The 25,047-nt window shown below is 70.2% G+C and carries 26 protein-coding genes; 12 read left to right on the forward strand and 14 right to left on the reverse strand.

Going from position 1 to position 25,047, the window contains the following annotated elements:
• Nucleotides 1-59: 59 nt before the first annotated feature.
• Together lsr2 and clpC1 are read left to right on the forward strand one after the other, a co-directional pair.
• Complete coding sequence (gene lsr2 / locus OCU_RS27315; RefSeq protein WP_008263502.1) at nt 60-398, forward strand: histone-like nucleoid-structuring protein Lsr2; 339 nt, start codon at nt 60-62, stop codon at nt 396-398.
• Between the two features lie 337 nt (nt 399-735).
• Entirely contained in the window at nt 736-3,279 is a 2,544-nt protein-coding gene (clpC1, locus tag OCU_RS27320) for an ATP-dependent protease ATP-binding subunit ClpC (RefSeq protein ID WP_014378990.1), read from the forward strand.
• 25 nt (nt 3,280-3,304) lie between these two features.
• Here the strand turns inward: clpC1 and OCU_RS27325 are convergent, their stop codons facing one another.
• Both OCU_RS27325 and mhuD read right to left on the reverse strand, forming a co-directional pair.
• The gene (locus OCU_RS27325; RefSeq protein ID WP_009957606.1) at nt 3,305-4,669 is read right to left on the reverse strand and encodes a serine hydrolase; all 1,365 of its coding nucleotides are present in this window, start codon (nt 4,667-4,669) and stop codon (nt 3,305-3,307) included.
• Nucleotides 4,644-4,964, reverse strand: coding sequence for a mycobilin-forming heme oxygenase MhuD (gene mhuD / locus OCU_RS27330; RefSeq protein ID WP_003875625.1), 321 nt, complete (start codon nt 4,962-4,964; stop codon nt 4,644-4,646). The genes OCU_RS27325 and mhuD overlap by 26 nt, the downstream gene beginning before the upstream one ends.
• 61 nt (nt 4,965-5,025) lie before the next feature.
• Here mhuD and OCU_RS27335 point away from each other — a divergent pair, with 61 nt between their 5' ends.
• Nucleotides 5,026-5,796, forward strand: coding sequence for an alpha/beta fold hydrolase (locus OCU_RS27335; protein WP_009957607.1), 771 nt, complete (start codon nt 5,026-5,028; stop codon nt 5,794-5,796).
• 4 nt (nt 5,797-5,800) lie between these two features.
• Here OCU_RS27335 and OCU_RS27340 read toward each other — a convergent pair whose 3' ends face one another.
• Nucleotides 5,801-6,712: an HhH-GPD family protein gene (locus OCU_RS27340; protein ID WP_029385585.1), complete on the reverse strand. Its 912-nt coding sequence runs from the start codon at nt 6,710-6,712 to the stop codon at nt 5,801-5,803.
• Here OCU_RS27340 and OCU_RS27345 point away from each other — a divergent pair.
• Nucleotides 6,711-7,328: a carbonic anhydrase gene (locus tag OCU_RS27345; protein WP_008263518.1), complete on the forward strand. Its 618-nt coding sequence runs from the start codon at nt 6,711-6,713 to the stop codon at nt 7,326-7,328. The two genes, OCU_RS27340 and OCU_RS27345, sit on opposite strands and share 2 nt — an antisense overlap.
• A gap of 139 nt (nt 7,329-7,467) precedes the next feature.
• Nucleotides 7,468-8,271 (forward strand): hypothetical protein, encoded by an 804-nt coding sequence (locus OCU_RS27350; RefSeq protein WP_014941218.1) that lies wholly within the window; start codon nt 7,468-7,470, stop codon nt 8,269-8,271.
• Nucleotides 8,272-8,283: 12 nt separating this feature from the next.
• On the opposite strand, the gene disA is transcribed toward OCU_RS27350, so the two are convergent.
• Genes disA through OCU_RS27365 form a run of 3 tightly spaced genes read right to left on the reverse strand, consistent with a single transcriptional unit; the run spans nt 8,284 to nt 11,393 of the window.
• Nucleotides 8,284-9,366 carry a DNA integrity scanning diadenylate cyclase DisA gene (gene disA / locus OCU_RS27355; RefSeq protein ID WP_008263522.1) on the reverse strand — a complete coding sequence of 361 codons (1,083 nt, stop codon included), beginning with the start codon at nt 9,364-9,366 and terminating at the stop codon, nt 8,284-8,286.
• A 16-nt stretch (nt 9,367-9,382) separates the two neighbouring features.
• The gene (gene radA, locus OCU_RS27360) at nt 9,383-10,795 is read right to left on the reverse strand and encodes a DNA repair protein RadA (RefSeq protein ID WP_014378995.1); all 1,413 of its coding nucleotides are present in this window, start codon (nt 10,793-10,795) and stop codon (nt 9,383-9,385) included.
• Nucleotides 10,796-10,844: 49 nt separating this feature from the next.
• The gene (locus tag OCU_RS27365) at nt 10,845-11,393 is read right to left on the reverse strand and encodes a hypothetical protein (protein ID WP_014378996.1); all 549 of its coding nucleotides are present in this window, start codon (nt 11,391-11,393) and stop codon (nt 10,845-10,847) included.
• Between the two features lie 278 nt (nt 11,394-11,671).
• Here OCU_RS27365 and carD point away from each other — a divergent pair, with 278 nt between their 5' ends.
• The 6 genes from carD to OCU_RS27395 are packed head-to-tail and all read left to right on the forward strand — an operon-like array spanning nt 11,672 to nt 16,669.
• Complete coding sequence (gene carD / locus OCU_RS27370; protein ID WP_003419482.1) at nt 11,672-12,160, forward strand: RNA polymerase-binding transcription factor CarD; 489 nt, start codon at nt 11,672-11,674, stop codon at nt 12,158-12,160.
• 16 nt (nt 12,161-12,176) lie between these two features.
• Nucleotides 12,177-12,866: a 2-C-methyl-D-erythritol 4-phosphate cytidylyltransferase gene (gene ispD / locus OCU_RS27375; RefSeq protein WP_008263535.1), complete on the forward strand. Its 690-nt coding sequence runs from the start codon at nt 12,177-12,179 to the stop codon at nt 12,864-12,866.
• Entirely contained in the window at nt 12,863-13,351 is a 489-nt protein-coding gene (gene ispF / locus OCU_RS27380; protein ID WP_014378997.1) for a 2-C-methyl-D-erythritol 2,4-cyclodiphosphate synthase, read from the forward strand. Before ispD ends, ispF begins: the two co-directional genes overlap by 4 nt.
• 49 nt (nt 13,352-13,400) lie before the next feature.
• The gene (cysS, locus tag OCU_RS27385; protein WP_026071448.1) at nt 13,401-14,810 is read left to right on the forward strand and encodes a cysteine--tRNA ligase; all 1,410 of its coding nucleotides are present in this window, start codon (nt 13,401-13,403) and stop codon (nt 14,808-14,810) included.
• Between the two features lie 11 nt (nt 14,811-14,821).
• Nucleotides 14,822-15,754, forward strand: coding sequence for a 23S rRNA (guanosine(2251)-2'-O)-methyltransferase RlmB (gene rlmB / locus OCU_RS27390; RefSeq protein ID WP_041787009.1), 933 nt, complete (start codon nt 14,822-14,824; stop codon nt 15,752-15,754).
• Nucleotides 15,755-16,669 (forward strand): glycerophosphodiester phosphodiesterase, encoded by a 915-nt coding sequence (locus OCU_RS27395; RefSeq protein WP_009957011.1) that lies wholly within the window; start codon nt 15,755-15,757, stop codon nt 16,667-16,669.
• Here OCU_RS27395 and OCU_RS27400 read toward each other — a convergent pair.
• Genes OCU_RS27400 through OCU_RS27430 form a run of 7 tightly spaced genes read right to left on the reverse strand, consistent with a single transcriptional unit; the run spans nt 16,666 to nt 22,953 of the window.
• Nucleotides 16,666-17,907, reverse strand: coding sequence for an SLC13 family permease (locus OCU_RS27400; RefSeq protein ID WP_014379001.1), 1,242 nt, complete (start codon nt 17,905-17,907; stop codon nt 16,666-16,668). The genes OCU_RS27395 and OCU_RS27400 overlap by 4 nt on opposite strands.
• Nucleotides 17,908-17,910: 3 nt before the next feature.
• On the reverse strand, nt 17,911-18,837 hold the full coding sequence (locus OCU_RS27405; protein WP_014379002.1) for an MBL fold metallo-hydrolase: 927 nt from the start codon (nt 18,835-18,837) through the stop codon (nt 17,911-17,913).
• Nucleotides 18,837-19,595, reverse strand: a complete 759-nt coding sequence (locus OCU_RS27410) for a LamB/YcsF family protein (protein WP_014379003.1) — start codon at nt 19,593-19,595, stop codon at nt 18,837-18,839. The genes OCU_RS27405 and OCU_RS27410 overlap by 1 nt, the downstream gene beginning before the upstream one ends.
• Before the next feature lie 22 nt (nt 19,596-19,617).
• Entirely contained in the window at nt 19,618-20,328 is a 711-nt protein-coding gene (locus OCU_RS27415; protein WP_009957015.1) for a sensor domain-containing protein, read from the reverse strand.
• 44 nt (nt 20,329-20,372) lie between these two features.
• On the reverse strand, nt 20,373-21,233 hold the full coding sequence (locus OCU_RS27420; RefSeq protein WP_008263555.1) for a metal ABC transporter permease: 861 nt from the start codon (nt 21,231-21,233) through the stop codon (nt 20,373-20,375).
• On the reverse strand, nt 21,233-22,054 hold the full coding sequence (locus tag OCU_RS27425) for a metal ABC transporter ATP-binding protein (RefSeq protein WP_009957017.1): 822 nt from the start codon (nt 22,052-22,054) through the stop codon (nt 21,233-21,235). Before OCU_RS27425 ends, OCU_RS27420 begins: the two co-directional genes overlap by 1 nt.
• Nucleotides 22,051-22,953: a metal ABC transporter solute-binding protein, Zn/Mn family gene (locus tag OCU_RS27430; protein ID WP_014379004.1), complete on the reverse strand. Its 903-nt coding sequence runs from the start codon at nt 22,951-22,953 to the stop codon at nt 22,051-22,053. Before OCU_RS27430 ends, OCU_RS27425 begins: the two co-directional genes overlap by 4 nt.
• A gap of 127 nt (nt 22,954-23,080) precedes the next feature.
• Here OCU_RS27430 and OCU_RS27435 point away from each other — a divergent pair, with 127 nt between their 5' ends.
• Nucleotides 23,081-24,160: a LacI family DNA-binding transcriptional regulator gene (locus OCU_RS27435; protein WP_009957019.1), complete on the forward strand. Its 1,080-nt coding sequence runs from the start codon at nt 23,081-23,083 to the stop codon at nt 24,158-24,160.
• Between the two features lie 6 nt (nt 24,161-24,166).
• Here the strand turns inward: OCU_RS27435 and kstR are convergent, their stop codons facing one another.
• Nucleotides 24,167-24,766 carry a cholesterol catabolism transcriptional regulator KstR gene (gene kstR, locus OCU_RS27440; RefSeq protein ID WP_008263559.1) on the reverse strand — a complete coding sequence of 200 codons (600 nt, stop codon included), beginning with the start codon at nt 24,764-24,766 and terminating at the stop codon, nt 24,167-24,169.
• Nucleotides 24,767-25,047: the final 281 nt, after the last annotated feature.

Below are 25,047 nucleotides of genomic sequence, written 5' to 3' on the forward strand. Positions count from 1 at the left end.
CGGGGAGGTCGATCCAATCTGCTCAGCAACTGCTCAGGACGAAATGCGAGGGTGAGCCAATGGCAAAAAAAGTGACCGTCACCTTGGTCGATGATTTCGACGGTGCCGGCGCAGCCGACGAAACGGTCGAATTCGGGCTTGACGGGGTGACCTATGAGATTGATCTTTCGTCCAAGAATGCCGCGAAACTTCGCGGGGATCTGAAGCAGTGGGTGGAAGCCGGTCGCCGCGTCGGCGGCCGCCGGCGGGGGCGGTCCGGCTCGGGACGCGGGCGCGGCGCCATCGACCGTGAGCAGAGCGCGGCGATCCGCGAATGGGCTCGCCGGAACGGGCACAACGTGTCGACGCGCGGCCGCATCCCGGCCGACGTCATCGACGCGTTCCACGCCGCAACCTGACAGTCTTCAAACCGGCGCCCGGGTCACCAAGCCCGGGCGCCGGTTTGTCATTTCGCTCGGCGCGAAACGATGGTCGGGCGTCGCGGGAAACGAATTGGGACGTTGCAACGTTTCTTGGGATACGGCGGGTAAAGCCCCAGGCAGTCGCAAGTGAGATCAGGGCCGGAACGACCGAGTTGCGTCGACAGCGAACGAGGCCGCACAAGGTTAGGTCCGCCGGCAAGCCGACCATTACAGTGGATGGCAGGTACGCGATTCCGGCCACAGGGGACCGGCAGGGTTGTTCGAAGGGCCGCTAACTAGTTTGTACCGATGTTGAGGGAGAGCAGGTAACCCGATGTTTGAAAGATTTACCGACCGTGCCCGCAGGGTCGTCGTCCTGGCGCAAGAAGAGGCCCGGATGCTCAACCACAACTACATCGGCACCGAGCACATCCTGCTGGGTTTGATTCACGAGGGCGAAGGCGTCGCGGCGAAGTCGCTGGAGTCGCTGGGCATCTCGCTCGAGGGCGTTCGCAGCCAGGTCGAGGAGATCATCGGCCAGGGCCAGCAGGCGCCGTCGGGCCACATCCCGTTCACCCCGCGCGCCAAGAAGGTTCTCGAGCTGAGCCTGCGCGAGGCGCTGCAGCTCGGCCACAACTACATCGGCACCGAGCACATCCTGCTGGGCCTGATCCGTGAGGGTGAGGGCGTGGCCGCGCAGGTGCTGGTGAAGCTGGGCGCGGAGCTGACCCGGGTGCGCCAGCAGGTCATCCAGCTGCTGAGCGGCTACCAGGGCAAGGAGGCCGCCGAGGCGGGCACCGGTGGCCGTGGTGGCGAGTCCGGCAGCCCCTCGACCTCGTTGGTGCTCGACCAGTTCGGCCGCAACCTGACGGCCGCCGCGATGGAAGGCAAGCTGGACCCGGTCATCGGCCGCGAGAAGGAAATCGAGCGGGTGATGCAGGTGCTGAGCCGGCGCACCAAGAACAACCCGGTGCTGATCGGCGAGCCCGGCGTCGGCAAGACGGCCGTCGTCGAGGGCCTGGCGCAGGCCATCGTGCACGGCGAGGTCCCGGAGACGCTGAAGGACAAGCAGCTCTACACGCTGGACCTGGGCTCGCTGGTCGCGGGCTCGCGCTACCGCGGTGACTTCGAGGAACGCCTGAAGAAGGTGCTCAAGGAGATCAACACCCGCGGCGACATCATCCTGTTCATCGACGAGCTGCACACCCTGGTGGGTGCGGGCGCCGCCGAGGGCGCGATCGACGCCGCGTCGATCCTCAAGCCCAAGCTGGCCCGCGGCGAGCTGCAGACGATCGGCGCCACCACGCTCGACGAGTACCGAAAGTACATCGAGAAGGACGCCGCCCTGGAGCGCCGCTTCCAGCCGGTGCAGGTCGGGGAGCCGACGGTGGAGCACACCATCGAGATCCTCAAGGGTCTGCGCGACCGCTACGAGGCGCACCACCGGGTCTCGATCACCGACCCGGCGCTGGTCGCGGCGGCCACCCTGGCCGACCGCTACATCAACGACCGGTTCCTGCCGGACAAGGCGATCGACCTGATCGACGAGGCGGGCGCCCGGATGCGGATCCGCCGGATGACCGCGCCGCCAGACCTGCGCGAGTTCGACGAGAAGATCGCCGACGCGCGCCGGGAGAAGGAATCGGCGATCGACGCCCAGGACTTCGAGAAGGCGGCCAGCCTGCGGGATCGGGAGAAGCAGCTGGTGGCCCAGCGCGCCGAGCGCGAAAAGCAGTGGCGCTCCGGCGATCTCGACGTTGTCGCCGAGGTCGACGACGAGCAGATCGCCGAGGTGCTGGGCAACTGGACCGGCATCCCGGTGTTCAAGCTCACCGAGGCCGAGACCACCCGGTTGCTGCGCATGGAGGACGAGCTGCACAAGCGGATCATCGGCCAGGAGGACGCCGTCAAGGCCGTCTCCAAGGCGATCCGCCGCACCCGCGCCGGGCTGAAAGACCCCAAGCGCCCGTCGGGTTCGTTCATCTTCGCCGGCCCGTCCGGTGTCGGTAAGACCGAGCTGTCCAAGGCGCTGGCGAACTTCCTGTTCGGCGACGACGACGCGCTCATCCAGATCGACATGGGCGAGTTCCACGACCGGTTCACCGCGTCGCGGTTGTTCGGCGCCCCGCCGGGATACGTCGGCTACGAGGAGGGCGGCCAGCTCACCGAGAAGGTGCGCCGCAAGCCGTTCTCCGTGGTGCTGTTCGACGAGATCGAGAAGGCGCACCAGGAGATCTACAACAGCCTGCTGCAGGTCCTCGAGGACGGTCGGCTCACCGACGGTCAGGGGCGCACGGTGGACTTCAAGAACACCGTGCTGATCTTCACCTCGAACCTCGGCACGTCCGACATCTCCAAGCCGGTCGGCCTGGGCTTCACCCAGGGTGGCGGTGAGAACAACTACGAGCGGATGAAGCAGAAGGTCAACGACGAGCTGAAGAAGCACTTCCGCCCGGAGTTCCTCAACCGCATCGACGACATCATCGTCTTCCACCAGCTGACCCGCGAAGAGATCATCCGGATGGTCGATCTGATGATCCAGCGCGTCGGCAACCAGCTCAAGAGCAAGGACATGGCGATGGAGCTGACCGACAAGGCCAAGGCATTGCTGGCCAAGCGCGGCTTCGACCCCGTGCTGGGTGCCCGTCCGCTGCGGCGCACCATCCAGCGCGAGATCGAGGACCAGCTCTCGGAGAAGATCCTCTTCGAGGAGGTCGGTCCCGGCCAGGTTGTCACGGTCGACGTCGACAACTGGGACGGCGAGAGCGCCGGCGAGGACGCGAAGTTCACCTTCACCGGCACCCGCAAGCCGCCGGCCGAGCCGGACCTGGCAAAGGCCGGAGCGCACGCCGCGCCGCAGGCGCCGGACGCGCAGTAGCGAGCGGGTTCTCGCGGCGCCGGCGCTATCGCGGCGCGATCAACGCGAAGGCCTGCTTGGCGACCTGCAGCATCCAGCCGGTCACGGTCGGCCCGTGGTCGCGCGGCCAGGTCAGCTGGAAGCTGACCACCCAGGGCTGCCGCGTCTTGTCGACGGCATACCAGCTGAACGTCAAATCACCCGGCAGGCCACCGGCTTTCGCGCCGATGTAGGGCCACACGTTGCGGTCCAGCTGGATACCCGCCACCGCCGACAGGATCTCGCGCACCGGCGCGGCCTCGCCGACGGCGTCGGCCTGCAGCGCCGCGTGGACCCGGCAGATGTCCTCGGCGTTGCCGTACCACTCCGCGCCGTACGAGGACGCGGGTGAGTGGGCGCGCATCGGATCCGGGTCGTACGGCGTGGAATTCGCCTGCTGAAGCAGTTGGGCCCGCACTTGGGGGGACCCGTGCTCCCATTGGCCGCGCAGGTCGGGTCTGCCCCAGCCGACCGAGAAAAGCTCGTACATGGTGGGGAAGGGCGTCATGCTGGCCGGGTCGTGATGGCCGGCCGTGGCGAGCGCTTCGGAGATGGCCTGCGTGCCCAACTTTCCGATCAGCAGATCGGTGGCCATGTTGTCGCTGGTGGCGATCATCTTCTCGGCGGCCTTGCGAACCGAGACGTGGGCCCCGGCGGGCAGCGCCAAACCCGACGAGCCGACGGCCCGGCTCTTGTCGGTGACGGTCAGTTGGTCATCCCAGGATACCGTCCCGTTCTTGATGGCGCCGGCCAGGGCGTGCAACACGTACAGCTTGAAAATCGATGCCAGCGGCAGGGATTCGCGGGCGTTGGTGCCCGCCACCGGGTTGCAGTGGCCGTCGTCGACCTTGGCGACCTGATAGGAGTAGCGCGCGCCGGTCTTGCTCAGCACCGCGTCGATGTCCTGCCACGACTTGACCGTCGGCGCCCGGGTGTCCAGGTCGAACCGGTCCACCCACCCGCCGTCGTCGGTGTGGATCCGGATGTCTTGGCGGGCACCGTAGGACGACGTCAGGTGCAGCGTGGCCACGCTCGCACCGATGTCGACGCCGTCGAGGGTGAACGGGCGATCCCACCACAGCGCCTCCATGGTGGTCTGCACCGACTCGACCTTGTCGGCTGCGGCCAGCGTGCCGACCCCGACCGGCCCGATGGGCCAGTCCGAGTTGAGCATGTCCAACGTCTGCTGGGCCCGAATGCCGGGCGGGGTCCGGGTGTCGATCTGCCGTCCCGGATTTGCCGCGTTCGCCTGCGGTGAGGGGGAGGGGGCGCAGCCGGGCGCCGAGGTGACGATCAGTGTGGTGGCGGCGCTCAGCGCCAGCGCGCGGCGCCAGGCCGACCGCCCGCTAGCCAGCCTGCTTGTTTGCGGCAACGTCCAGCACAACCTCGAATTCCAGCAGGGACGCCCCGGTCGCCACCGGGTTGGCCCGATGGCCGGCGTGGGCCTCGATGGCCGGACCCTTCGCCCACGCCTGGAACGCCTCGTCGGACTCCCAGTGCGTCACCACGAAGTAGCGGTCCTCGCCCTGGACCGGGCGCAGCAACTGGAAGCCGAGGAAACCGGGCTGATTCTCCACCGCGTGCGCGCGGTGGGCGAACCGCTTCTCCAGTTCGGGGCCGGCGTCGGCGGGAACTTCGATTGCGTTGATCTTCACCACAGGCGGCATGCCGCTAGGCTACCCCGCCCCCCGCGCCGTTCAACGAGGGCGGTCCACGCAAGATGGTGACATGCCCGGCGATTTGTTGACGCGTCACGGGGGACGCGGCGAGCCGTTGGTGCTGGTGCACGGCCTGATGGGGCGCGGGACCACGTGGACGCGTCAACTGCCGTGGCTGACCCGCCTGGGCACCGTCTACAGCTACGACGCGCCATGGCATCGGGGGCGCGACGTCGACGATCCGCACCCGATCAGCACCGAGCGGTTCGTGGCCGACCTGGGCGACGCGGTGGGCGAGTTGGGCGCCCGGGTCAGGATCGTCGGGCATTCGATGGGTGCCCTGCACGCATGGTGCCTGGCCGCGCAGCGCCCCGAACTGGTTTCCGCGCTGGTGCTCGAGGACATGGCTCCAGACTTCCGCGGCCGCACCACCGGCCCGTGGGAACCTTGGCTGCACGCGCTTCCGGTCGAATTCGATTCCGCGGAGCAGGTATTCGCCGAATTCGGGCCCGTCGCCGGGCAGTATTTCCTGGAGGCGTTCGACCGCACCGAAACCGGGTGGCGGCTGCACGGTCACACCTCACGATGGATCGAGATCGCCGCGGAGTGGGGTACCCGCGACTACTGGGCGCAATGGCGGGCGGTGCGCGCCCCGTCGCTGCTCATCGAGGCCGGCAACTCGGTCACGCCGCCGGGCCAGATGCGGCAGATGTCCGAAAGCGGCCATGCCACAACGTATTTGCGTGTTCCGCAAGCGGGTCACCTGATCCACGACGAAGCGCCCGGCCAATACCGCGAAGCGGTGCAGGCTTTCCTGGCCGCGCCGCATCCGCGGGCGTGATCCGCTACCCCTCGCCGGCCAACGCGAACCGGCCGTCGCGGGTCTGTGTCACCAGGCCGTCGGCGAGCAGCGAATACAGCGCCCGGTCGCGCTGCGCGGTGTCGGTCAGCCACGCCACATCCAGCTCGGCCCGACTGGCCGGGGAATCCTTGTCGCGCAACACATCCAGCAGGCGGCCGCGAACCTGGCGGTCGGTGCCGGCATAGGTCTGGACGCGTCGCGGCGGTCCTTGCGCGGCGGGATAACCCGCGCGCCGCCAGGCGCATTGGCCCAGCGGACACAGCCCGCATCGCGGGGCGCGCGCGGTGCACACCGTCGCTCCCAGCTCCATCAGCGCGACCGAGAACTGCGGTGCGGTCGCGTCGTCGGGTAGCAGCGCCGACACGTCGGCGTGGTCGCGGGTCGCGGACGGCGCGCCCGCGTCGGCCAGGCCGTGCACGACGCGCGCCACCACCCGGCGCACGTTGGTGTCGACCACCGGCACCCGCCGGCGATAGGCGAAGCAGGCGACGGCGCGCGCGGTGTAGCTGCCGACGCCGGGCAGCGTCAGCAGGGTATCGACGTCATCGGGGACGACGTCGTCGTGATCGCGCGCGATCACGGTGGCGCACTCGTGTAATCGCTTGGCCCGCCGCGGATAACCGAGCTTGCCCCAGGCGCGCAACACGTCCGCGGCGCTGGCCGCGGCCGTCGCCGACGGGGTCGGCCAGCGCCGGACCCAATCCGACCAGATCGGCAACACCCGGGCCACCGGCGTCTGCTGCAACATGAACTCGCTGACCAGGATCTGCCAGGCGCTCACCCCGGGTTCGCGCCAGGGCAGGTCGCGGCGTGAGGTTTCGTACCAGGCCAAAAGATTGGTAACTGATATGTATGCCGGACCCGGCGTTGCTTGTTCCGGCATGATGGCAGCCATGCCTAACACCAGTCCGGTAACAGCGTGGAAGTCACTCAAAGAGGGTAACGAGCGATTCGTCGCCGGTAAGCCGCAGCATCCCAGCCAAAGTGTTGAGCATCGAGCCAGCCTGGCCGCCGGGCAGAGTCCCACCGCGGTCGTGTTCGGCTGCTCGGACAGCCGGGTCGCCGCCGAGCTCATCTTCGACCAGGGCCTGGGCGACATGTTCGTGGTGCGCACCGCCGGGCAGGCCATCGACACCGCGGTCTTGGGTTCCATCGAGTTCGCGGTGAGCGTGCTCAACGTGCCCCTCATCGTCGTCTTGGGTCACGACAGCTGCGGCGCGATCAAGGCCGCCCTGGGCGCGATCGAAGAGGGATCCATCCCAGGCGGTTTCGTGCGCGACGTGGTGGAGCGGGTCGCGCCGTCGATCCTGATGGGCCGCCGTGACGGCCTGAACCGCGTCGAGGAGTTCGTGGAGCGACACGTACGCGAAACCGTGGCGCAGCTGGTGTCGCGGTCCACGGCGATCGCCGAGCGGATCGCCGACGGCACGGTCGCGGTGGCCGGTGTCACCTACCACCTTGCCGACGGGCGCGCGGCGTTGTGCGACCACGTCGGCGACATCGGCGAATAGCGGGCCGAATAGCGGGGCCGATCGCGGGGCGAATGGGCCGCGCGGTCGGCCGCCACTAACACGGCGATTGGCCGGCAAACCTAGCGACACGCCGAGGCGGGTCAACCGAATCGGCGTGACCTGGGCCTACGCTGCGAACGTGCTCGATCTGGAACCGCGTGGCCCGCTACCCACCGAGATCTATTGGCGGCGCAGAGGCCTGGCCGTGGGCATCGCGGTCGTCGTGATCGGGATCGTGGCCGCCACCGTCATCGCGTTCATGGGGCACAGCTCGGGAGCCAAGCCCGCCACCGCCGACAAGCCGAACTCAGCGCAGAGCAAGCCGGGATCGCCCGCGCCCCAGGCGCCTCCACCGGCGGGGCCCGAAAGCCCCGCCCCCGGGGCGCCGCCGGCGCAGGGCCAGAACCCCGAGACACCCACCCCCACCGCCGCGGTGCAGCCGCCACCGGTGCTGAAGGAGGGTGACGACTGCCCCGACTCGACGCTGGCGGTCAAGGGCCTGACCAACGCTCCCCAGTACTTCATCGGTGACCAGCCGAAGTTCACCATGGTCGTCACCAACATCGGGCTGGTCGCGTGCAAGCGCGACGTCGGGGCCGCGGTGCTGGCGGCCTACGTCTACTCGCTGGACAACAAGCGGCTGTGGTCGAACCTGGACTGCGCGCCGTCCAACGAGACGCTGATCAAGACCTTCACGCCGGGCGAGCAGGTGACCACCGCGGTGACGTGGACGGGCATGGGATCGGCGCCGCACTGCCCGCTGCCGCGGCCGGCGATCGGGCCGGGCACCTACAACCTGGTCGTCCAGCTGGGCAATCTGCGCTCGATGCCGGTGCCGTTCATCATGAACCAGCCCCCACCCCCGCCGGGCCCGGTGCCCGGCCCGGGCCAGCCCGGCGCCGTGCCGCAGCCGGAGGCGCCGCCGATGCCCCCGGCCGGCTGACCTCAACGAGCATTAGCTCAGGGAGTCGGTGATCGTCGACTCCGCCAGCTGCGACAGCCCCTCCCGCACGTGGCGCGCCCACATCGCGCCGATGCCGTCGACCGATTGCAGGTCGCTGGCGCTGGCCGCCAGCACGTTCTGCAGCGTCCCGAACGAGCGGACCAGCAGATCGGCGTGGGCGAACTGCAGCCGGGGGATGCCGGCCAGCGCGCGGTAGCCGCGCGGGCTGACCGCCGAATCCTGCGCCTCCGTCGTCGTCGGGTAGCCGAAAACCTTTGCCAGAGCGGTGAAGTCGAGCAGCTCGGTGTCCGAGAGCGCGTCCAGCTCGTCCAGCGTCGCGGTCAGCTGCGCTTCGGACAGCGGCTCCGGGCTGGCGTGGTAGTCCCGCACGATCAGCTCCCGGGCGATGTCGTTGCCGCCGAGCAGCTCGTCGAGCTGCAGCCGCAGCTGGCGCCCGTCGGTGCCGAGTTCGACGACGTCGTTGTCGATCACCTGGCCGATCCGCCGGACCAGCTCGAGGCGCTGCACCACCGTCAGGACGTCGCGCAGGGTGACGAAGTCCTCGATCTCGGCCCGCGACAGCTGCCGGCTGACCTCGTCGAGCCTGATCTTGTACCGCTCCAGGGTGGCGATGGCCTGATTGGCCCGCGACAGGATCGTCGCGGAATCGGCGACCACGTGGCGCTCCCCGCCCACGTAGACCGTCACGATGTTCATCGAGTGGCTCACCGAGATCACCGGGTATCCGGTCTGGATCGCCGCCCGCTCCGCCGACCGGTGTCGAGTCCCCGATTCGTCGGTGGCGATCGACGGGTCCGGCACCAACTGCACGTTGGCGCGCACGATGCGGCTGCCGTCGGTGGACAGCACCACGGCGCCGTCCATCTTTGCCAGCTCGCGCAGCCGGGTCGGCGCGTAGCGCACGTCCAGCGCGAAGCCGCCGTCGCAGATGGCTTCGACGTTTTCGTCGTTGCCGAGCACGATCAGCGCGCCGGTGCGGCCGCGCAGGATGCGTTCCAGGCCGTCACGCAGCCCGGTCCCCGGCGCCAGGCGGGCAACGGTGTCACGCAACGTCGGTCGGGTCACAGCGTGCATTCTGCGGCCCATCGCGTCACGCGTCCAGCCGGTACGGGTTTGCGGCGCCGCCGCGGCGCTCGGCGATGTCGATCATGTGCTGGAGCGCCGCGACGATGGTGGGCGCACGCAGCGCGCGCATCCCGCGGGGCACGATATCGCGCCGGGGGTCGTCGCCGTCCGGGATGAGCGCGACGGTGAATCCCTGGCGCGCGGCCTCGGACAGCCGCCGCTCCATGCCGCTGACCCGCCGCAGGTCGCCGGCCAGGCCCACCTCCCCGATCATCACCGCCGTGGTGGGCAGGGGCAGATCGGCCAGCGCGGACGCCAGCGCGACCGCGACCGCCAGGTCCGATGACGGGTCGGTCAGCCGCATGCCGCCGACGGTGGACAGGTAGATGTCGTGGGCGGCGACGGGCAACTTGGCGTGCTTTTCCAGCACGGCGGTGATCATGGCGGCCCGCGAATGGTCGATGCCGCTGACGGCGCGGCGCGGCGAACCGCCCGACGGCGAGGCCAGCAGGGCCTGCACCTCGCCGATGAGCGGACGTTTGCCGTCGAGGGTCACCGTGATCGCGGTGCCGGGAACCGGCGCGGGGCGCTGGTCCAAGAACAGGTTCGACGGGTCGGCGACCCCTTCGATCCCGTTGTCGTGCAACAGGAAACACCCGACCTCGTCGGCGGCGCCGAACCGGTTCTTGATGCCCCGGACCATCCGCAGCGAGCCGTTGCGGTCACCCTCGAAGTGCAGGACCACGTCGACGAGGTGCTCGAGGGAACGCGGCCCGGCGATGGCCCCGTCCTTGGTGACGTGCCCGACCAGGATCAGCGCGACCCCGTTGGTCTTGGCCGCCGCGGTCAGCGCCGACGTCACCGCCCGCACCTGCGTGACGCCGCCGGCGACGCCGTCGGCCTCGGTGGTGGACATGGTTTGCACCGAGTCCACGATCACCAGCGCGGGCTTGACCGTGGCGATGTGCTCGAGCACGGTGTGCAGGTCGGATTCGGCGGCCAGGTACAGCTCGTCGCCGCCGCAGCCGATGCGGTCGGCGCGCAACCGGATCTGGCCGGCGGACTCCTCGCCGGAGATGTACAGCGCGCGGCGGCCGGATTCCGCCCAGCGGTGGGCGACCTCGAGCAACAGCGTCGACTTCCCCACGCCCGGATCGCCCGCCAGCAGCGTGACCGAACCGGGCACCAATCCGCCGCCGAGCACCCGGTCGAGTTCGCCTACGCCCGTCGTGCGGTGCTGGCTGGCGCCCGGCTCGATGGACGTGATCGGCACGGCCTGCGACGCCGCGGCACGAACGGCGCGGCGCCCGGCGACGGTACTGAGCACCGGGACCTCGTCAACGGTGCCCCAGGTGCCGCACTCGAGGCAGCGGCCGACCCATTTCGCGGTGACGTGCCGGCATTCCGAGCAGCGGTATTGCGAGCGCGCGGTTGCCACGTGATGACGGTATCGAGCCGCTACGACAAGCCCCCGTCACGACAGGCGGTTACCCCGCGTGATTTTGGTGCGGCGGGGTCACTCCGGCCGAAATCGGGACCAGCACGGTGGCCTGCCCGGCCTTCTCGAAGTTGAACGTGAAGTTGTAGGTCAGGCCGTTCGAGATGGGCTTGGCCAAGGTGACGGTCGCCTTGGCCGCGGTGCTGGAATCGATCGGTCCCGGCGCCACCTTCTGGCCCTCGGGCGTGCCGATGAACAGCATCCCGCCGGCGGGCAGGCGGGTGTCGCCGCTGATCGCCACGGCGCCGACGTCGCTGGTGATGCCGACGAGCCTGTCCGGGGTGGTCGGCGACTGGTTGACGGCCACCAGCACCAGGTCGACCGCCCGGCCGGGCTGCAGGAAGTCACCCGTCTGCGTGGCCTGGAGGTGGATGTTGCGCAACGCCACGTTGTTGAAGGTGACCTTGTTCCCGTTGATGGCGGGCTCCTGCACCGCCATCTGCGAAACCTGACCGGCCCCGCAACCGCTGAGCAGCACGGCCAGCACGCCGGCCACGGCGATCGCGGGAAGGCCGAGGCGGATCTTGAAGCGGTTCACTCTCTACAGCCTCCTGCTCGGCCGGTTCGACTAATGCAACTATGCACAGTAGTAGGGACGCTGTGCACGCGGTAGCGCGGGGCGCCAGACCAGCGCAGGAGCTGTTTTAAAGGCCGCCAACCGCCCGGTCCGGGGGCGTTGGTAATGTGCTGCACTGCACGACTTGGTCCCCATGTCAACCCCTAATCTGCGCGTGTTGTGCCCCTGACCTGCATCGTTGCTTCGCGCGTGGTTAGGCGGGCGTGTTAGGATGAAGTAACGAAAGGGGCTCGAATCAGATGATCTTCAAGGTCGGCGACACCGTTGTTTATCCGCATCACGGTGCTGCGTTAGTCGAGGCGATCGAAACCCGGACGATCAAAGGGGAACAAAAAGAATATCTCGTCTTGAAGGTGGCGCAGGGAGACCTGACCGTTCGAGTTCCCGCGGAGAACGCCGAGTACGTCGGCGTCCGCGACGTCGTCGGACAGGAAGGCCTCGACAAGGTGTTCCAGGTGCTGCGCGCCCCGCACACCGAGGAGCCGACGAACTGGTCGCGCCGCTACAAGGCCAATCTCGAAAAGCTTGCCTCCGGCGACGTCAACAAGGTGGCCGAGGTGGTGCGCGACCTGTGGCGCCGCGACCAGGAGCGCGGACTGTCGGCCGGTGAGAAGCGCATGCTGGCCAAGGCCCGCCAGATCCTCGTCGGTGAACTGGCGTTGGCGGAGAGCACCGACGACGCCAAGGCGGAGACCATCCTCGACGAGGTTCTGGCCGCCGCTTCCTGAAGGTCCTGACGCTTCGGTGGCCCGACAGACGGGCACCTCGGGCAACGTAATCGCCGTCGTCCCGGCCGCAGGTTCGGGCGAACGACTGGCGGCGGGAATCCCCAAGGCATTCTGCGAGATTGCCGGCCGCACCCTGCTGGAGCGCGCCGTCGCGGGTCTACTGGAATCCGGCGTGGTCGATCACGTCGTGGTGGCCGTGCCCGCCGACCGGATCGACGAGGCCAAGCGCGTCCTCGCCGGGCGGGCCACCGTCGTCGCCGGCGGGCCCGACCGCACCCGATCCGTCGACCTGGCCTTGGCCGCCCTCCCCGTGGCCGCCGCGTACGTGCTGGTGCACGACGCGGCGCGCGCGCTGACCCCTCCGACGCTGATCACCCGCGTGGTCGACGCCCTGCGGGCCGGCCACGACGCCGTGGTGCCCGCGTTGCGGCTGCACGACACCATCAAGGCCGTGGACGCCAACGGGGTGGTCCTGGGGACGCCGGAGCGCGACGGGCTACGGGCGGTGCAGACGCCCCAGGGGTTCGCCACCGACCTGCTGCAGCGCGCCTACCGGGCCGGCGCCGGCGCGGCCGGTTTCACCGATGACGCGTCGCTGGTCGAGCACGTCGGCGGGCAGGTCCAGGTGGTCGACGGCGATCCGCTGGCGTTCAAGATCACCACCCAGCTCGATTTGTTGCTGGCCGAAGCGATCGTGCGCCGATGAGCGAGCCCCTTCCCGTCCCCAGGGTCGGCCTGGGCGTCGACGTGCATCCGATCGAACCCGGGCGGCCGTGCTGGCTGCTGGGACTGCTGTTCGCCGACGCCGACGGCTGCGCAGGCCACTCCGACGGCGACGTGGGGGCGCACGCGCTGTGCGACGCGGTGCTCTCGGCGGCGGGCCTCGGCGACGTGGGCGCCGTGTTCGGGGTCGACGATCCGCGCTTCGCGGGCATCAGCGGCGCGGACATGCTGCGCCACGTCGCCGCACTGGCGTCGGGCGCAGGCTTCCGGGTCTCCAACGCCGCCGTGCAGGTCATCGGGAACCGGCCGAAGGTCGGTCCCCGCCGCGCCGAGGCGCAGCGCGTGCTGTCGGAATTATTGGGAGCGCCGGTGTCGGTGTCGGCGACCACGACCGACGGGTTAGGGCTGACCGGACGCGGTGAGGGGCTGGCCGCCATCGCCACCGCGCTGGTGGTCCCCGCGGGCTAAGCCCGCGCAGCGCCGGGCGCCGGGGAACTACCCGGTAAGCTGGCACGTCGTGACCGATCGCGCCCGCTTGCGGCTACACGACACGGCAGCCGGTGCTGTGCGTGATTTCGTGCCGCTGCGCGAGGGCCACGTCTCCATCTACCTTTGCGGCGCCACCGTGCAGGGCCTGCCGCACATCGGCCACGTCCGCAGCGGGGTGGCCTTCGACATCCTGCGCCGCTGGCTGATCGCCCGCGGGTGCGACGTCGCCTTCATCCGCAACGTCACCGACATCGACGACAAGATCCTCAACAAGGCCGCCGCGGCGAACAGGCCGTGGTGGGAGTGGGCGGCCACCTACGAACGCGCCTTCTCCGCCGCCTACGACGCCCTGGACGTGCTGCCGCCGTCGGCCGAGCCGCGGGCCACCGGCCACATCACCCAGATGATCGAGTTGATGCACCGCCTGATCGAAACCGAGCACGCGTACGCCGCCGGCGGCGACGTCTACTTCGACGTGCTCAGCTACCCGGAGTACGGGCAACTGTCCGGCCACAAGATCGACGACGTCCATCAGGGCGAGGGCGCGGCCACCTGCAAACGCGACCAGCGCGACTTCACCCTGTGGAAGGCCGCCAAGCCCGGCGAGCCGTCCTGGCCCACGCCGTGGGGCCGCGGCCGCCCGGGCTGGCACCTGGAATGCTCGGCGATGGCCCGCACCTACCTGGGCGCCGAATTCGACATCCATTGCGGCGGAATGGATTTGGTCTTCCCGCATCACGAGAACGAGATCGCCCAGAGCCGCGCCGCCGGCGACGGCTTCGCCCGCTACTGGCTGCACAACGGCTGGGTGACGATGGGCGGCGAGAAGATGAGCAAGTCGCTGGGCAACGTCCTGGCCATCCCGGCGCTGCTGCAGCGGGTCCGGCCCGCCGAGTTGCGCTACTACCTGGGCAGCGCCCACTACCGGTCGATGCTGGAATTCTCCGAGACCGCCCTGCAGGACGCGGTGAAAGCCTATGTGGGCGTTGAGGAATTCCTGCACCGGGTGCGGGTTCGGGTCGGCGGCGTCGAGCCCGGCCAGTGGACGCCGAAGTTCGCCGACGCGCTCAACGACGACCTGGCGGTGCCGGCGGCGCTGGCCGAGGTGCACGCCGCCCGCGCCGAGGGCAACCGGGCGCTGGACTCCGGCGATCACGACGGCGCGCTGCGCCACGCCCGGGCGATCCGCGCGATGATGGGCATCCTGGGCTGCGACCCCCTCGACGAGCGCTGGGAGACCCGCGACGAGACGTCGGCGGCGCTGGCCGCCGTCGACGTGCTGGTGCACGCGGAGCTGGAGAACCGGGAGAAGGCGCGCGAGCAGCGCAACTGGGCGCTCGCCGACGAGATCCGGGACCGGCTCAAGCACGCCGGCATCGAGGTCACCGACACCGCCGACGGGCCGCAGTGGTCGCTGCAGGCCGGCCCGGATCAGTAGGGGCCACGCACATGGCCGGCAATTCGCGACGCCGCGGCGCAATCCGTAAGGCGGGCACCAAGAAGGGCCCGACCGTCGGTTCGGGCGGCCAGCGTCGCCGCGGGCTGGAGGGCCGCGGCCCCACGCCTCCCGCGCACATGCGCCCCAACCACCCCGCCGCCAAGCGCGCCCAGTCGCCGTCGCGCCGCCCCGCGCGGGGTAAGACCGACGAGACCGAGACGGTGCTGGGCCGCAACCCGGTGCTGGAGTGCCTGCGCGCCGGCGTGCCGGCGACCGCGCTCTACGTGACGCTGGGCAGCGAAGCCGACGAGCGCCTCACCGAATCCGTCTCCCGCGCCGCCGATTTGGGCATCGCGATCCTGGAGGTGCCGCGCACCGACCTGGACCGGATGACCAACAACCATCTGCACCAGGGCATCGCGTTGCAGGTGCCGCCCTACAACTACGCCCACCCCGACGACCTGGTGGAGGCGGCGACCGGTTCGCCGCCCGCGCTGCTGGTCGCGCTCGACAACATCTCCGACCCCCGCAACCTGGGCGCCATCGTGCGTTCGGTCGCCGCGTTCGGCGGCCACGGCGTGCTCATCCCGCAGCGGCGGTCGGCCTCGGTGACGGCGGTGGCATGGCGCACCAGCGCCGGGGCCGCGGCCCGCGTCCCGGTGGCCCGGGCCACCAATCTCACCAGGACACTGACGGATTGGGCGGATCGCGGCCTGCGGGTGATCGGGCTGGACGCCGGCGGCGACACCACGCTCGACGACCTCGACGGCACCGACCCGATCGTGGTCGTCGTCGGGTCGGAAGGCAAGGGGCTGTCGCGGCTGGTGCGGCAGAACTGCGACGAGGTGGTGTCCATCCCGATGGCCGGCAATGCCGAATCGCTGAACGCCTCGGTGGCCGCCGGGGTGGTGCTCGCCGAAATCTCGCGCCAGCGCAGGGGTTAGGTGATCGCCCGCCTCGTTGCCGCGCTGCTGGCATCGGCGGTGCTTGTGGCGGCGCCGGCCGCCGCGCAGGCACCCGACTTCGACCTGCAGGCCCACCGCGGCGGCCGCGGGGAGGCCACCGAGCAGTCGTTGCGGGCCTTCGCCAGGTCGCTCGAATTGGGGGTCAGCACACTGGAACTCGACGTCGTGCTCACCCGGGACCGCCAACCGCTGGTGTGGCACGACCCGACGATCGCGGCCGAGAAGTGCGCCGACACCGCACCCGCATTCGCCGGCGACCCGCAGTACCCCTACGTCGGCAAACTCGTGCACGAGCTCACGCTGGCCCAGATCCGCACCCTGGACTGCGGGCGCCGGCTGGACGACTTCCCGAACGCCGAAGTGGCGCCGGGCAACAGGATCGCCACGCTGCCTCAGGTTTTCGCACTCGCCGACTCCTACCGCGCCGACGCCGTGCGCTACAACATCGAAACCAAGGTGGACGCCGATGAACCCGAGCCGCAGGAGTTCGTCGACGTGATACTGGCCGCGGTCAGGGCCGCGGGCAAGGTCGAGCGGGTGGACATACAGAGCTTCGACTGGCGCACGCTGCCGTTGGTCCACCGGGCCGAACCGTCAATCCCGTTGGTGGCCCTCTATGACGAGCAGACTCCCGGCGATCCGCTGATCGGCGCGCTGACGGTGGGCGCCGACGCCGTCTCACCGGACTACCCGCTGGTCGCCGGCAAGCCGTACGTCGACCGCGCGCATGCGTTGGGGCTCAAGGTCATTCCGTGGACGGTCGACGACGTCGACGCCATGCGCCGGCAGATCGGGTACGGGGTCGACGGCATCATCACCGACTATCCGACGGCGCTGCGGGGTGTGCTGGCCGAGCTGTCCATGCCGTTGCCGCCGGCATACCGTCGGGTTTAGAGGCCGAGCGCCCGCGCCGACGCCCACAGCGCGAGCACCGCCACCGCCAGCGACGCGGGCACGGTGCACACCCCGAGGCGGGTGTATTCGCCGACCCCGGCGTCGACGTCGTGCTGGCGAAGCACGCGCCGCCACAACAGGTTTGACAATGACCCGACGTAGGTCAGGTTGGGGCCGATGTTGACCCCGATCAGCACCGCCAGCACCGCCACCGGCCCGGCCGGGGCGACCAGCGGCAGCAACACCAGGGTGGCGGGCAGGTTGTTGACGACGTTGGCCAGCACGGCCGCGATCGCGGCGATCGCCAGCAAGGCGGGCAGGCCCGAGCCCGACGGCAGCACCGCCGACATCGCCCGGTCCATCCCGCCCAGCATGACCGCCCGCACCACGACCCCCAGCGCCAGCATGAACACCAGGAAGGACACGTTGGCCGAGCGCACGATCTCCGACACCGAGGTATGGCGGCGGCGCAGGCTGCGCGCCGCCAGCGCCGCGGCGCCGCACAGCGCCACCCAGGCCGGCGCCACCCCCACCGACTGGGCGACCGCGAACCCGGCCAGCGTCAGCGCGACGACCACCAACACGAACACCGGCGGGCGTGGTGGCGCGCCGCGTTGCTCCGGGTTCGGTTGCACCCGTAGGTCCTTGGCGAAGAACCAGCGGAAGACCACGTAGAGGGTGGCCACCGCGCCGAGCCACGGCAGCGCCATCACCAGCGTGAACTTGGTGAACGAGATGTCGGCAGTGTGGAAGGCCAGCAGGTTGGTCAGGTTGGACACCGGCAGCAGCAGCGAGGCGCCGTTGGCCAGATGGGCGGTGGCGTAGGCGTAGGGCCGCACCCGAGTGCGCTGCCGCCGCACGGCGGCGAGCACCACCGGGGTCAGCAGCACCACGGCGGCGTCCAGGCTCAGCACGGCGGTGATCCCCGACGCGATCGCGAACACCCGCCGCAGCAGCGTGCCCGACCCGACGCGTCCGCGCGCGATCGCCGCGCCGGCGGCCTCGAACAGGCCCTCGTCGTCGCACAGCTTGGCCAGCACCAGCACCGCCCCGAGGAAGGCGACCACCTCGGACAGGTCGGCGATCTCCGTGGCCGCCTGCTGGACCGAGACCGCCCCGATCCCGACCAGGACGAGGGCGGCCGGGATCGCGGCCAGCGCCTCGGGCCAGCCCCGTGGGCGCGCGACGGCGAACCCCAGGACGACGGCGAGCAGCAACAGCGCGACGGTCAGTGCCAACGTCTAGACCGCTTCGCTCCACGGGTCCTCGCGCCGCCACACCGTCGGCAGGTGCAGCGCGACACCGTCCTGTGCGGCCAGCTCATCGAGGACGCGGATGGAGACGTCGAGGTCGTCGCCCGCATAGGGCAAGGCGCGCAACGGCTTTGTCAGCGGGCGGAAGAAGTCGTCCCAGTGGATGAGGATCACCCGGCGAGCGCCCACCGCGCGGACGGTCTCGGCCCAATAGTCGACCAGATACGACCGCGGCTGCAGCCCCAGCTGCCCGACGGACAGGTAGACGGCATCGGCGCGGTGGCCGGCCAGCGCCCCCTTGACGAAACCGGCGCTGCCCTGGATCAGCAGCCGCCGGCCCGTCGGCCGGTGGGCCACCAGCGTCGACCACGACTCGCCGCAGCGGTACGCCGACGCCTTCACCGGGGTGATCAGCGGTTCGTCGATCACGCCGGGATACCGGTCGGGTGGGCAGTGGTGGGACTTTACCAACGTTATCTCATAGTCGCCCAACCGAATTGGCTGCCCGTCGACCGCTACGACGATCCGGTTCTCCGGCAGGCCGTAGCCGCGCCCGACGTTGGCCGCGGACTGGCCGCCGATCAGCTGCGCGCCGGTGCGGTCGGCGACCAGCGCGGAGTCCAGCACGTGGTCGATGTGGGTGTGCACCGGGATGACGGCGGCCAGTCGCGACACCTTGGCGCGGGCCAGGCATCCGTCGACGCGGGCCGGCGACGGCGCCACCCTGCCGGCCGCGATCTTGGCCAGGCCCGGCCGGGAGAAGTAGCCGTCGGTCATCAACGCCGACGAGCCGTCGTCGATCAGCAGCGTCGCCACGCCCATCCAGGTCACCGAGAGCCCGTCGGGTCCGGCCGCGGGGGCGTCGAATCGGTCCGCGTACCGGGCGATGTCGGGGCGCCCGAGCTTGAGCCGCATCAGCAGAACGCCCGAAGGTCGGCACCGGCCGCCATGAGGCGATCGCGGACCGCGGTGGCAATCCGCACCGCCCCGTGCGAATCACCGTGCACGCAAACCGATTCCACGCTCACCTCGATGTGGCTCCCGTCGATCGCGGTGACCTGTCCCGAGGTCACCATGGCGGCGACGCGCTCGGCGATCGCGCCCGGATCGTGCAATACCGCGCCGGGTTCGCGGCGGGAGACCAGCCGCCCGTCCGGGCGGTAGGCCCGGTCGGCGAACGCCTCGGCCACGGTCCGCAGGCCGCGTCGGGCGGCCTCGTCGAAGAACGCCGACCCGGCCATGCCCAGCACCGGCAGGCCGTCGTCGACGAGCCGCACCGCCTCGGCGACCGCGGCGGCCTGCTCGCTGTTGGTCACGATCGTGTTGTACAGCGCCCCATGCGGTTTCACGTAGGACACGACAGAACCGCACGCGTGCGCGATCGCCTGCAGCGCGCCGATCTGATACACCACGTCGGCGATCAGGTCGTCGGCGGCGACGTCGATGAAGCGCCTGCCGAACCCGGCCAGGTCGCGGTAGCTCACCTGCGCCCCGATGCGCACCCCGCGCCGCGCGGCCGAGGTGCACACCCGCACCAGTCCGGCGGGGTCCCCCGCGTGGAAACCGCACGCCACGTTGGCGCTGGTGACGATGTCGAGCATGGCGTCGTCGTCACCGAGGCGCCAGACGCCGAAGCCCTCGCCCAGGTCGGCGTTGAGGTCGATACCGGCCACCCGCCCAGCTTATGGGGGCGGGCTATTGCCCGGCGACCTTGGCCGCGATCTGCTGGGCGATGTCGGCGGCGGACCCGCCGGCCAGGAAGGACGCGCACGTGGCGACGTCGATGGCGATGTTGTTGCGAACGGTCAGCGCCCGCTGGCACGTCCAGCCGTCGCCGCCGTCCTGAGCTGTCGACGTGCTGAGTGTGCCGCCGACTTTGTGGGCGTCGCCCGCGGTCCACACGATCTCGGGCTTGCCCGGGGGACGGTCGACGAACTTGCGGTTGGCGCAGGCGAACCACCGCCGCACCGAGGCGTCGTAGAAGGTGTTGGCCTGGCGCGCGGTGGGATAGGCGATCACGGCCTCGGCGGCGGAGTCATTGCGGACGGTGGGGTCGTCGTAGTTGTCGTCCAGTTGTTGGCCGCGCATCGCGGTCCAGCCGGTGTCCGCATACACGGCTTCCTGGGCGGGACCGTCCAGCGCCAGGCAGCTCTTGTCGCTGAAAGTCGCGCTGGAGTCCCACATCGCCTGTGTGCGGTTGCGGACCCGCATCCCCGCGGTGAGCACGGAGTTGATCTGGCCCTGGTCGAGCAGCAGTCCGTCGAGGGCGGCGACGGCCACGGGGGGCTGCGGCAGCGGGCCGGAGGTGTCTGCGGGCGTGGCGCTTCCGTCGACGACGGTGGTGCAGCCGACCGCGAGGGTGGACACCGCCGCCTGCACCAGGACCGCGATTCGCCTGCGCGCCATGGCCTCCGAGCCTTCCCCGACGTGGGCCGATCTGTGCGACCAGCTTAGGCGGACGCCTCGCGCCGGCGCCCCACCAGCCAGCAGACCAGGTAGATCAGAAACGAGATGCTCGCGACGAAGACCGACACCGGCACGCCCGGCGCAAGCGATAGCACGATCCCGCCGACCGCGGCCACCTCGGCGAACACCACCGAGGTCAGCATGGCCGCCGCCGGCGAGGTGACCACCCGGGCCGCCGCGGCCGCCGGCGTGATCAGCAGCGACATCACCAGCAGCGCCCCGACGATCTGCACCGCCTGGGCGGCCACCACCCCGACCAGCGCGGCGAACACGATCCCGAGCGCGTGAACCGGCACGCCGCGGGCGGCGGCGACGTCGGGGTCGACGGTGGCGAACAGCAGCGGGCGGTAACACGTTGCCAGCACGGCGATGACGAGGAGGCAAACCAGCGCCAGCATCGTCAGCCCCGTGTAGCCGACCCCGACGATCTGGCCGGTCAGCAGCGCGAAGCTGGTCGCCGTCCGGCCCGGGTAGAGGTGGATGAACAACACCGCCAGGCCCAGGCCGAACGCCAGGACCACCCCGATCACCGAATCGCGTTCCCGGGCGCGCCGGCCCAGCACGCCGAACAGCGCCGCCGCCAGGGCGCTGCCGATCAGCGCGCCCAGACCCACCCCGAATCCGACGAGCAGCGCGAAAGCGGCTCCGGTCAACGACAATTCGCTGGACCCGTGCACGGCGAACGACATTTGCCGCATCACGATGAACGGCCCGATCAGCCCGGCCACCAAACCCAGCAGCGCGGCCGCCACCAGCGCCTGCTGCACGAAGTCGTGGCTGAGCAGATGCGCGGTGATGTCGAAGGAGAACAGGTGGTGTCCCACGTCGGCGAGCCGGTGCTCCATCAGCCGTGCCCGTCGGTGCGCTCGCCGGCCACCACGTAGCCGTCCCTGACCTTCACCACCTGGATGTCGGATCGATACAGCGCCGAGAGCGTCTCGCTGGTCATCACCTGCTCGACGGTGCCGATCCTGAACCGGCCGTCGACCAGGTACAGCACCCGGTCCACATACGGCAGGATCGGGTTGATCTCGTGGGTGACGACGATGACCGTCGTCCCCGCCTCCCGGCGGCGCCGGTCGATCAGCGCCGACACCAGCTTCGCGTTCGCCGGGTCCAGCGTCAGCAGCGGTTCGTCGCACAGCAGCAGGGTCGGGTCGCTGACGAGTGCCTGGGCGATGCGCACCCGCTGCAGCTCGCCGCCGGACATCACGCCGACCCGGACGTCCGCCAGGCGTTCGCCATTGACCTGGCTCAGGGCGTGGGCGACGGTCGCGCGCCGCCGGGCACGGTCGCGGGACCGCAGCGGGACGGCGCCCCAGCGCCCGCCGTCGACACCCAGCCGAACCAGGTCCCGTCCCCGCAGCATCACGTCGCGGTCCAGCGGGCGATGTTGCGGCACATAGCCGATGCGCCCGCTGCCCGACGTGATCGGCCTGCCTTCCACCAACCCGACGCCGGCGCTCAGCGGCAGCTGCCCCAGGAGCACGTTGAGGAGCGACGTCTTGCCGCTGCCGTTGGGGCCGAGCACCGCGATGAACTCGCCGCGCGAGACCGACAGGTCCAGGTGGTCCCACAGCACCCGGTCGCCGAACGCCAGGCGGGCGCCGCGCAGCGACACGGTGTCCGGGTGCCGATCGACGGCGGGCGCCGTGTCGATGCTCACGGCTGGACGGGCCGGCTCGACTGCAGCGCGGCCAGCAGCCGTTCGACCGTATTGCGTTGCCAGCTCAGGTAATCCGCCCCGTCGGGTAGGGTCTCGGCCACCTCGGTGACGGGCACACCCGCGCGACGCGCGGCGTCGCGCAGGCTGGTGATCGCGGCCGCGGAGGTCTGCGGGTTGACCACCAGCGCCGACACCTGAGCCCGGTCGATGAGGTCGAGGACCGACGCCAGATCGGCCGGCGCCGGGTCGGTCTCGTTCTCGATCGCCGCGGCGAACGAGGGCGGGGTGCGGTTCAGCAGGCCCGTCGCCTTCAGCAGGTAGAAGGCGACCGGTTCGGTCGCCACGACCGAGGTGTGGGGGTAGGCGGCGGCGATGCCGTGTTCGGTGCCGGCGATGGCGTCGGCGCGGCGCCCGAACGTGGCGGCACTGGCCCGGTAGTCCGCGGCGTTGCCCGGGTCGATCGTCGCGAGCCGGTCGGCGATCGTGGCGGCCACCGCCTTCGCGACGCTCAGGTCGTAGAAGACGTGCTCGTTGCGGGGTTGCCCGTCGTTCTCGAGGAACGAGTAGGCGTTGACCGGCCTGGCGCCGGGCTGGCGGGCCAGCACGTCGTCGACCCATCCGTCGTAGCCGCCGCCGTTGTAGACGACCAGGGCGGCGTCGGCGATGGCGGCGGCGTCCGAGGGGCTTGCCTCGTAGGAGTGCGGGTCGGTTTCCGCGCCGCTCAGGATGGACTTGACCGCCACATGGCTGCCGGCGACGGCGCGCGCGACGCTGCCCCACACGTCGGTGGAGGCGACGACGGCAGACGCGTGCGGGTGCGCGGGGTGCCCGCCGCAGCCGGACAGCACCGCCGAGCCGGCCACGGCCAGTGCGGCCGCCAGCCCACGCGTCAGTGCCATGCGCACGTCCGATTTCCTCCCGCCCGCCAGCAAGCCGATCCACAATACTAATGAAAATCGTTTCCATTACAAAGCCGCGGTCGGAAGCGCATGGGCCGCGCACCGATCCGCTGTAGCGTCACCGAACGTGAGCCCCACACCGCGCCGGCGTGCGACCCTGGCGTCGGTCGCGGACGAGCTCAACGTTTCGCGCACCACGATCTCGAACGCCTTCAACCGCCCCGATCAACTCTCCGCCGACCTGCGTGAACGCGTGCTCGCGACGGCCAAGCGGCTCGGCTACGCCGGCCCCGACCCGGTGGCGCGCTCGTTGCGGACCCGCAAGGCCGGCGCGGTCGGTCTGGTGATGGCCGAGCCGCTGACCTATTTCTTCAGCGACCCCGCCGCCCGGGATTTCGTCACCGGGGTGGCGCAGTCCTGCGAGGCGGCCGGGCAGGGGCTCCTGCTGGTGGCCGTGGGGCCCAGCCGCAGCCTGAAAGAGGGAACCGACGCGGTGCTGTCGGCGGGCGTGGACGGTTTCGTGGTGTATTCGGTGTGCGATGACGATCCCTACCTGCAGGTGGTGCTGCAGCGGCGGCTGCCGGTCGTGGTGGTCGATCAGCCGAAGGATCTCGCCGGCGCCTCGCGGGTGGGCATCGACGACCGCGCGGCGATGCGTGAGCTCGCCGACTACGTGCTCGGGCTGGGGCATCGCGAGATCGGGCTGCTGACCATGCGGCTGGGCCGGGACCGGCGCCACGGCCTGGTGGACGCCGAGCGGTTGCGCTCGCCCGCCTTCGACGTGCAACGCGAGCGCATCATCGGCGTGTGGGAGGCGATGACGGCCGCCGGCATCGACCCGGATTCGCTGACCGTGGTGGAAAGCTACGAGCACCTGGCCGAATCGGGCGGCGCGGCCGCCAAGGTGGCGCTGGAAACCAATCCGCGCATCACCGCGCTGCTGTGCACCGCGGACATCCTGGCCCTGTCCGCCATGGATTACCTACGGGCGCATGGCATTTACGTGCCCGGCCAGCTGACCGTCACCGGATTCGACGGCGTGCCCGAGGCCATCAGCCGCGGGCTGACCACGGTGTCGCAGCCGAGCCTGCACAAGGGGCGCCGCGCGGGCGAGCTGTTGTTGAAGCCACCGCGGTCCGGTCTGCCGGTCACCGAACTCCTCGACACCGAGCTGATCCGCGGACGCACCGCCGGCCCGCCCGGGTGAGCGCCGCTATTTGGAGTCTTGGTCGCCGATCAGCAACCGCACGGCCAGATCCAGCCGCTTGCTGACGTCGGTGGCCGAGGCGCGGCGGGTGAGCCAGGCGAGCAGGTTCGACAGCCACACGTCGGAGATCACCCGGGCGATGTGGTACTGGTCCTCGGTCGGTTCGCCGTCGGCCATCGCGCGCGCGAACATGGAGTCGATGAGCTTTTCGACCTGGTCGACCTCGCTGGCCGCCGACGCGTCGGCGAAGACGTAGGCGCGCGTCATCGCCTCGGTCAGCAGCGGGTTGCGTTGCATCGCGCGGTTGAGCTTGCCCACCATGAAGTTCAGCCGCTGAAAGGGTGTGCCGCCGGTCATCGCCGAGCGGTCGGTCTTGGCGTCGATGCGGCCGAACTCGCGGCCCAGCGCCGACACCAGCAGGTGCACCTTCGACGGGAAATACCGGTACAGCGTCCCCACCGCCACGTCGGCGCGATCCGCGACCGCACGCATCTGAACGGCCTCGTAGCCGCCCTTGGACGCGATGGCCATGGTGGCATCCAGGATGCGCTTGCGGCGTTCCCGCTGCGCCTCAGACCCGAGTTCGGACTCCGCCAGAACCGCCACGTTTATGACCTCACGCGGCTGCGAGTCGGAAACGCGGCCCGAACTAGCCTTGGAAGTGGCCTTGGCATTGGCGCTGGCTGGCATGTGATGGTTTGCTCCTGTTCCGGGCGGTTCGTTTGCAAACGATACGCATTCTGCGTGTGAATTTCCCACCTCCATACCGCCGGGGACAAGCGCATGTGCTGCTGCAATGGCGTTCGACTTGACGGTCGATCACTGGCACTATTAGAACACGTTCTAGTCTTCGGTGAGCGGGTTGCGCGCCAACTGGTGGTGGGGAT

Origin of the sequence: Mycobacterium intracellulare ATCC 13950 (assembly GCF_000277125.1) — a bacterium.
GTDB classification, from domain to species: Bacteria; Actinomycetota; Actinomycetes; order Mycobacteriales; family Mycobacteriaceae; genus Mycobacterium; species Mycobacterium intracellulare.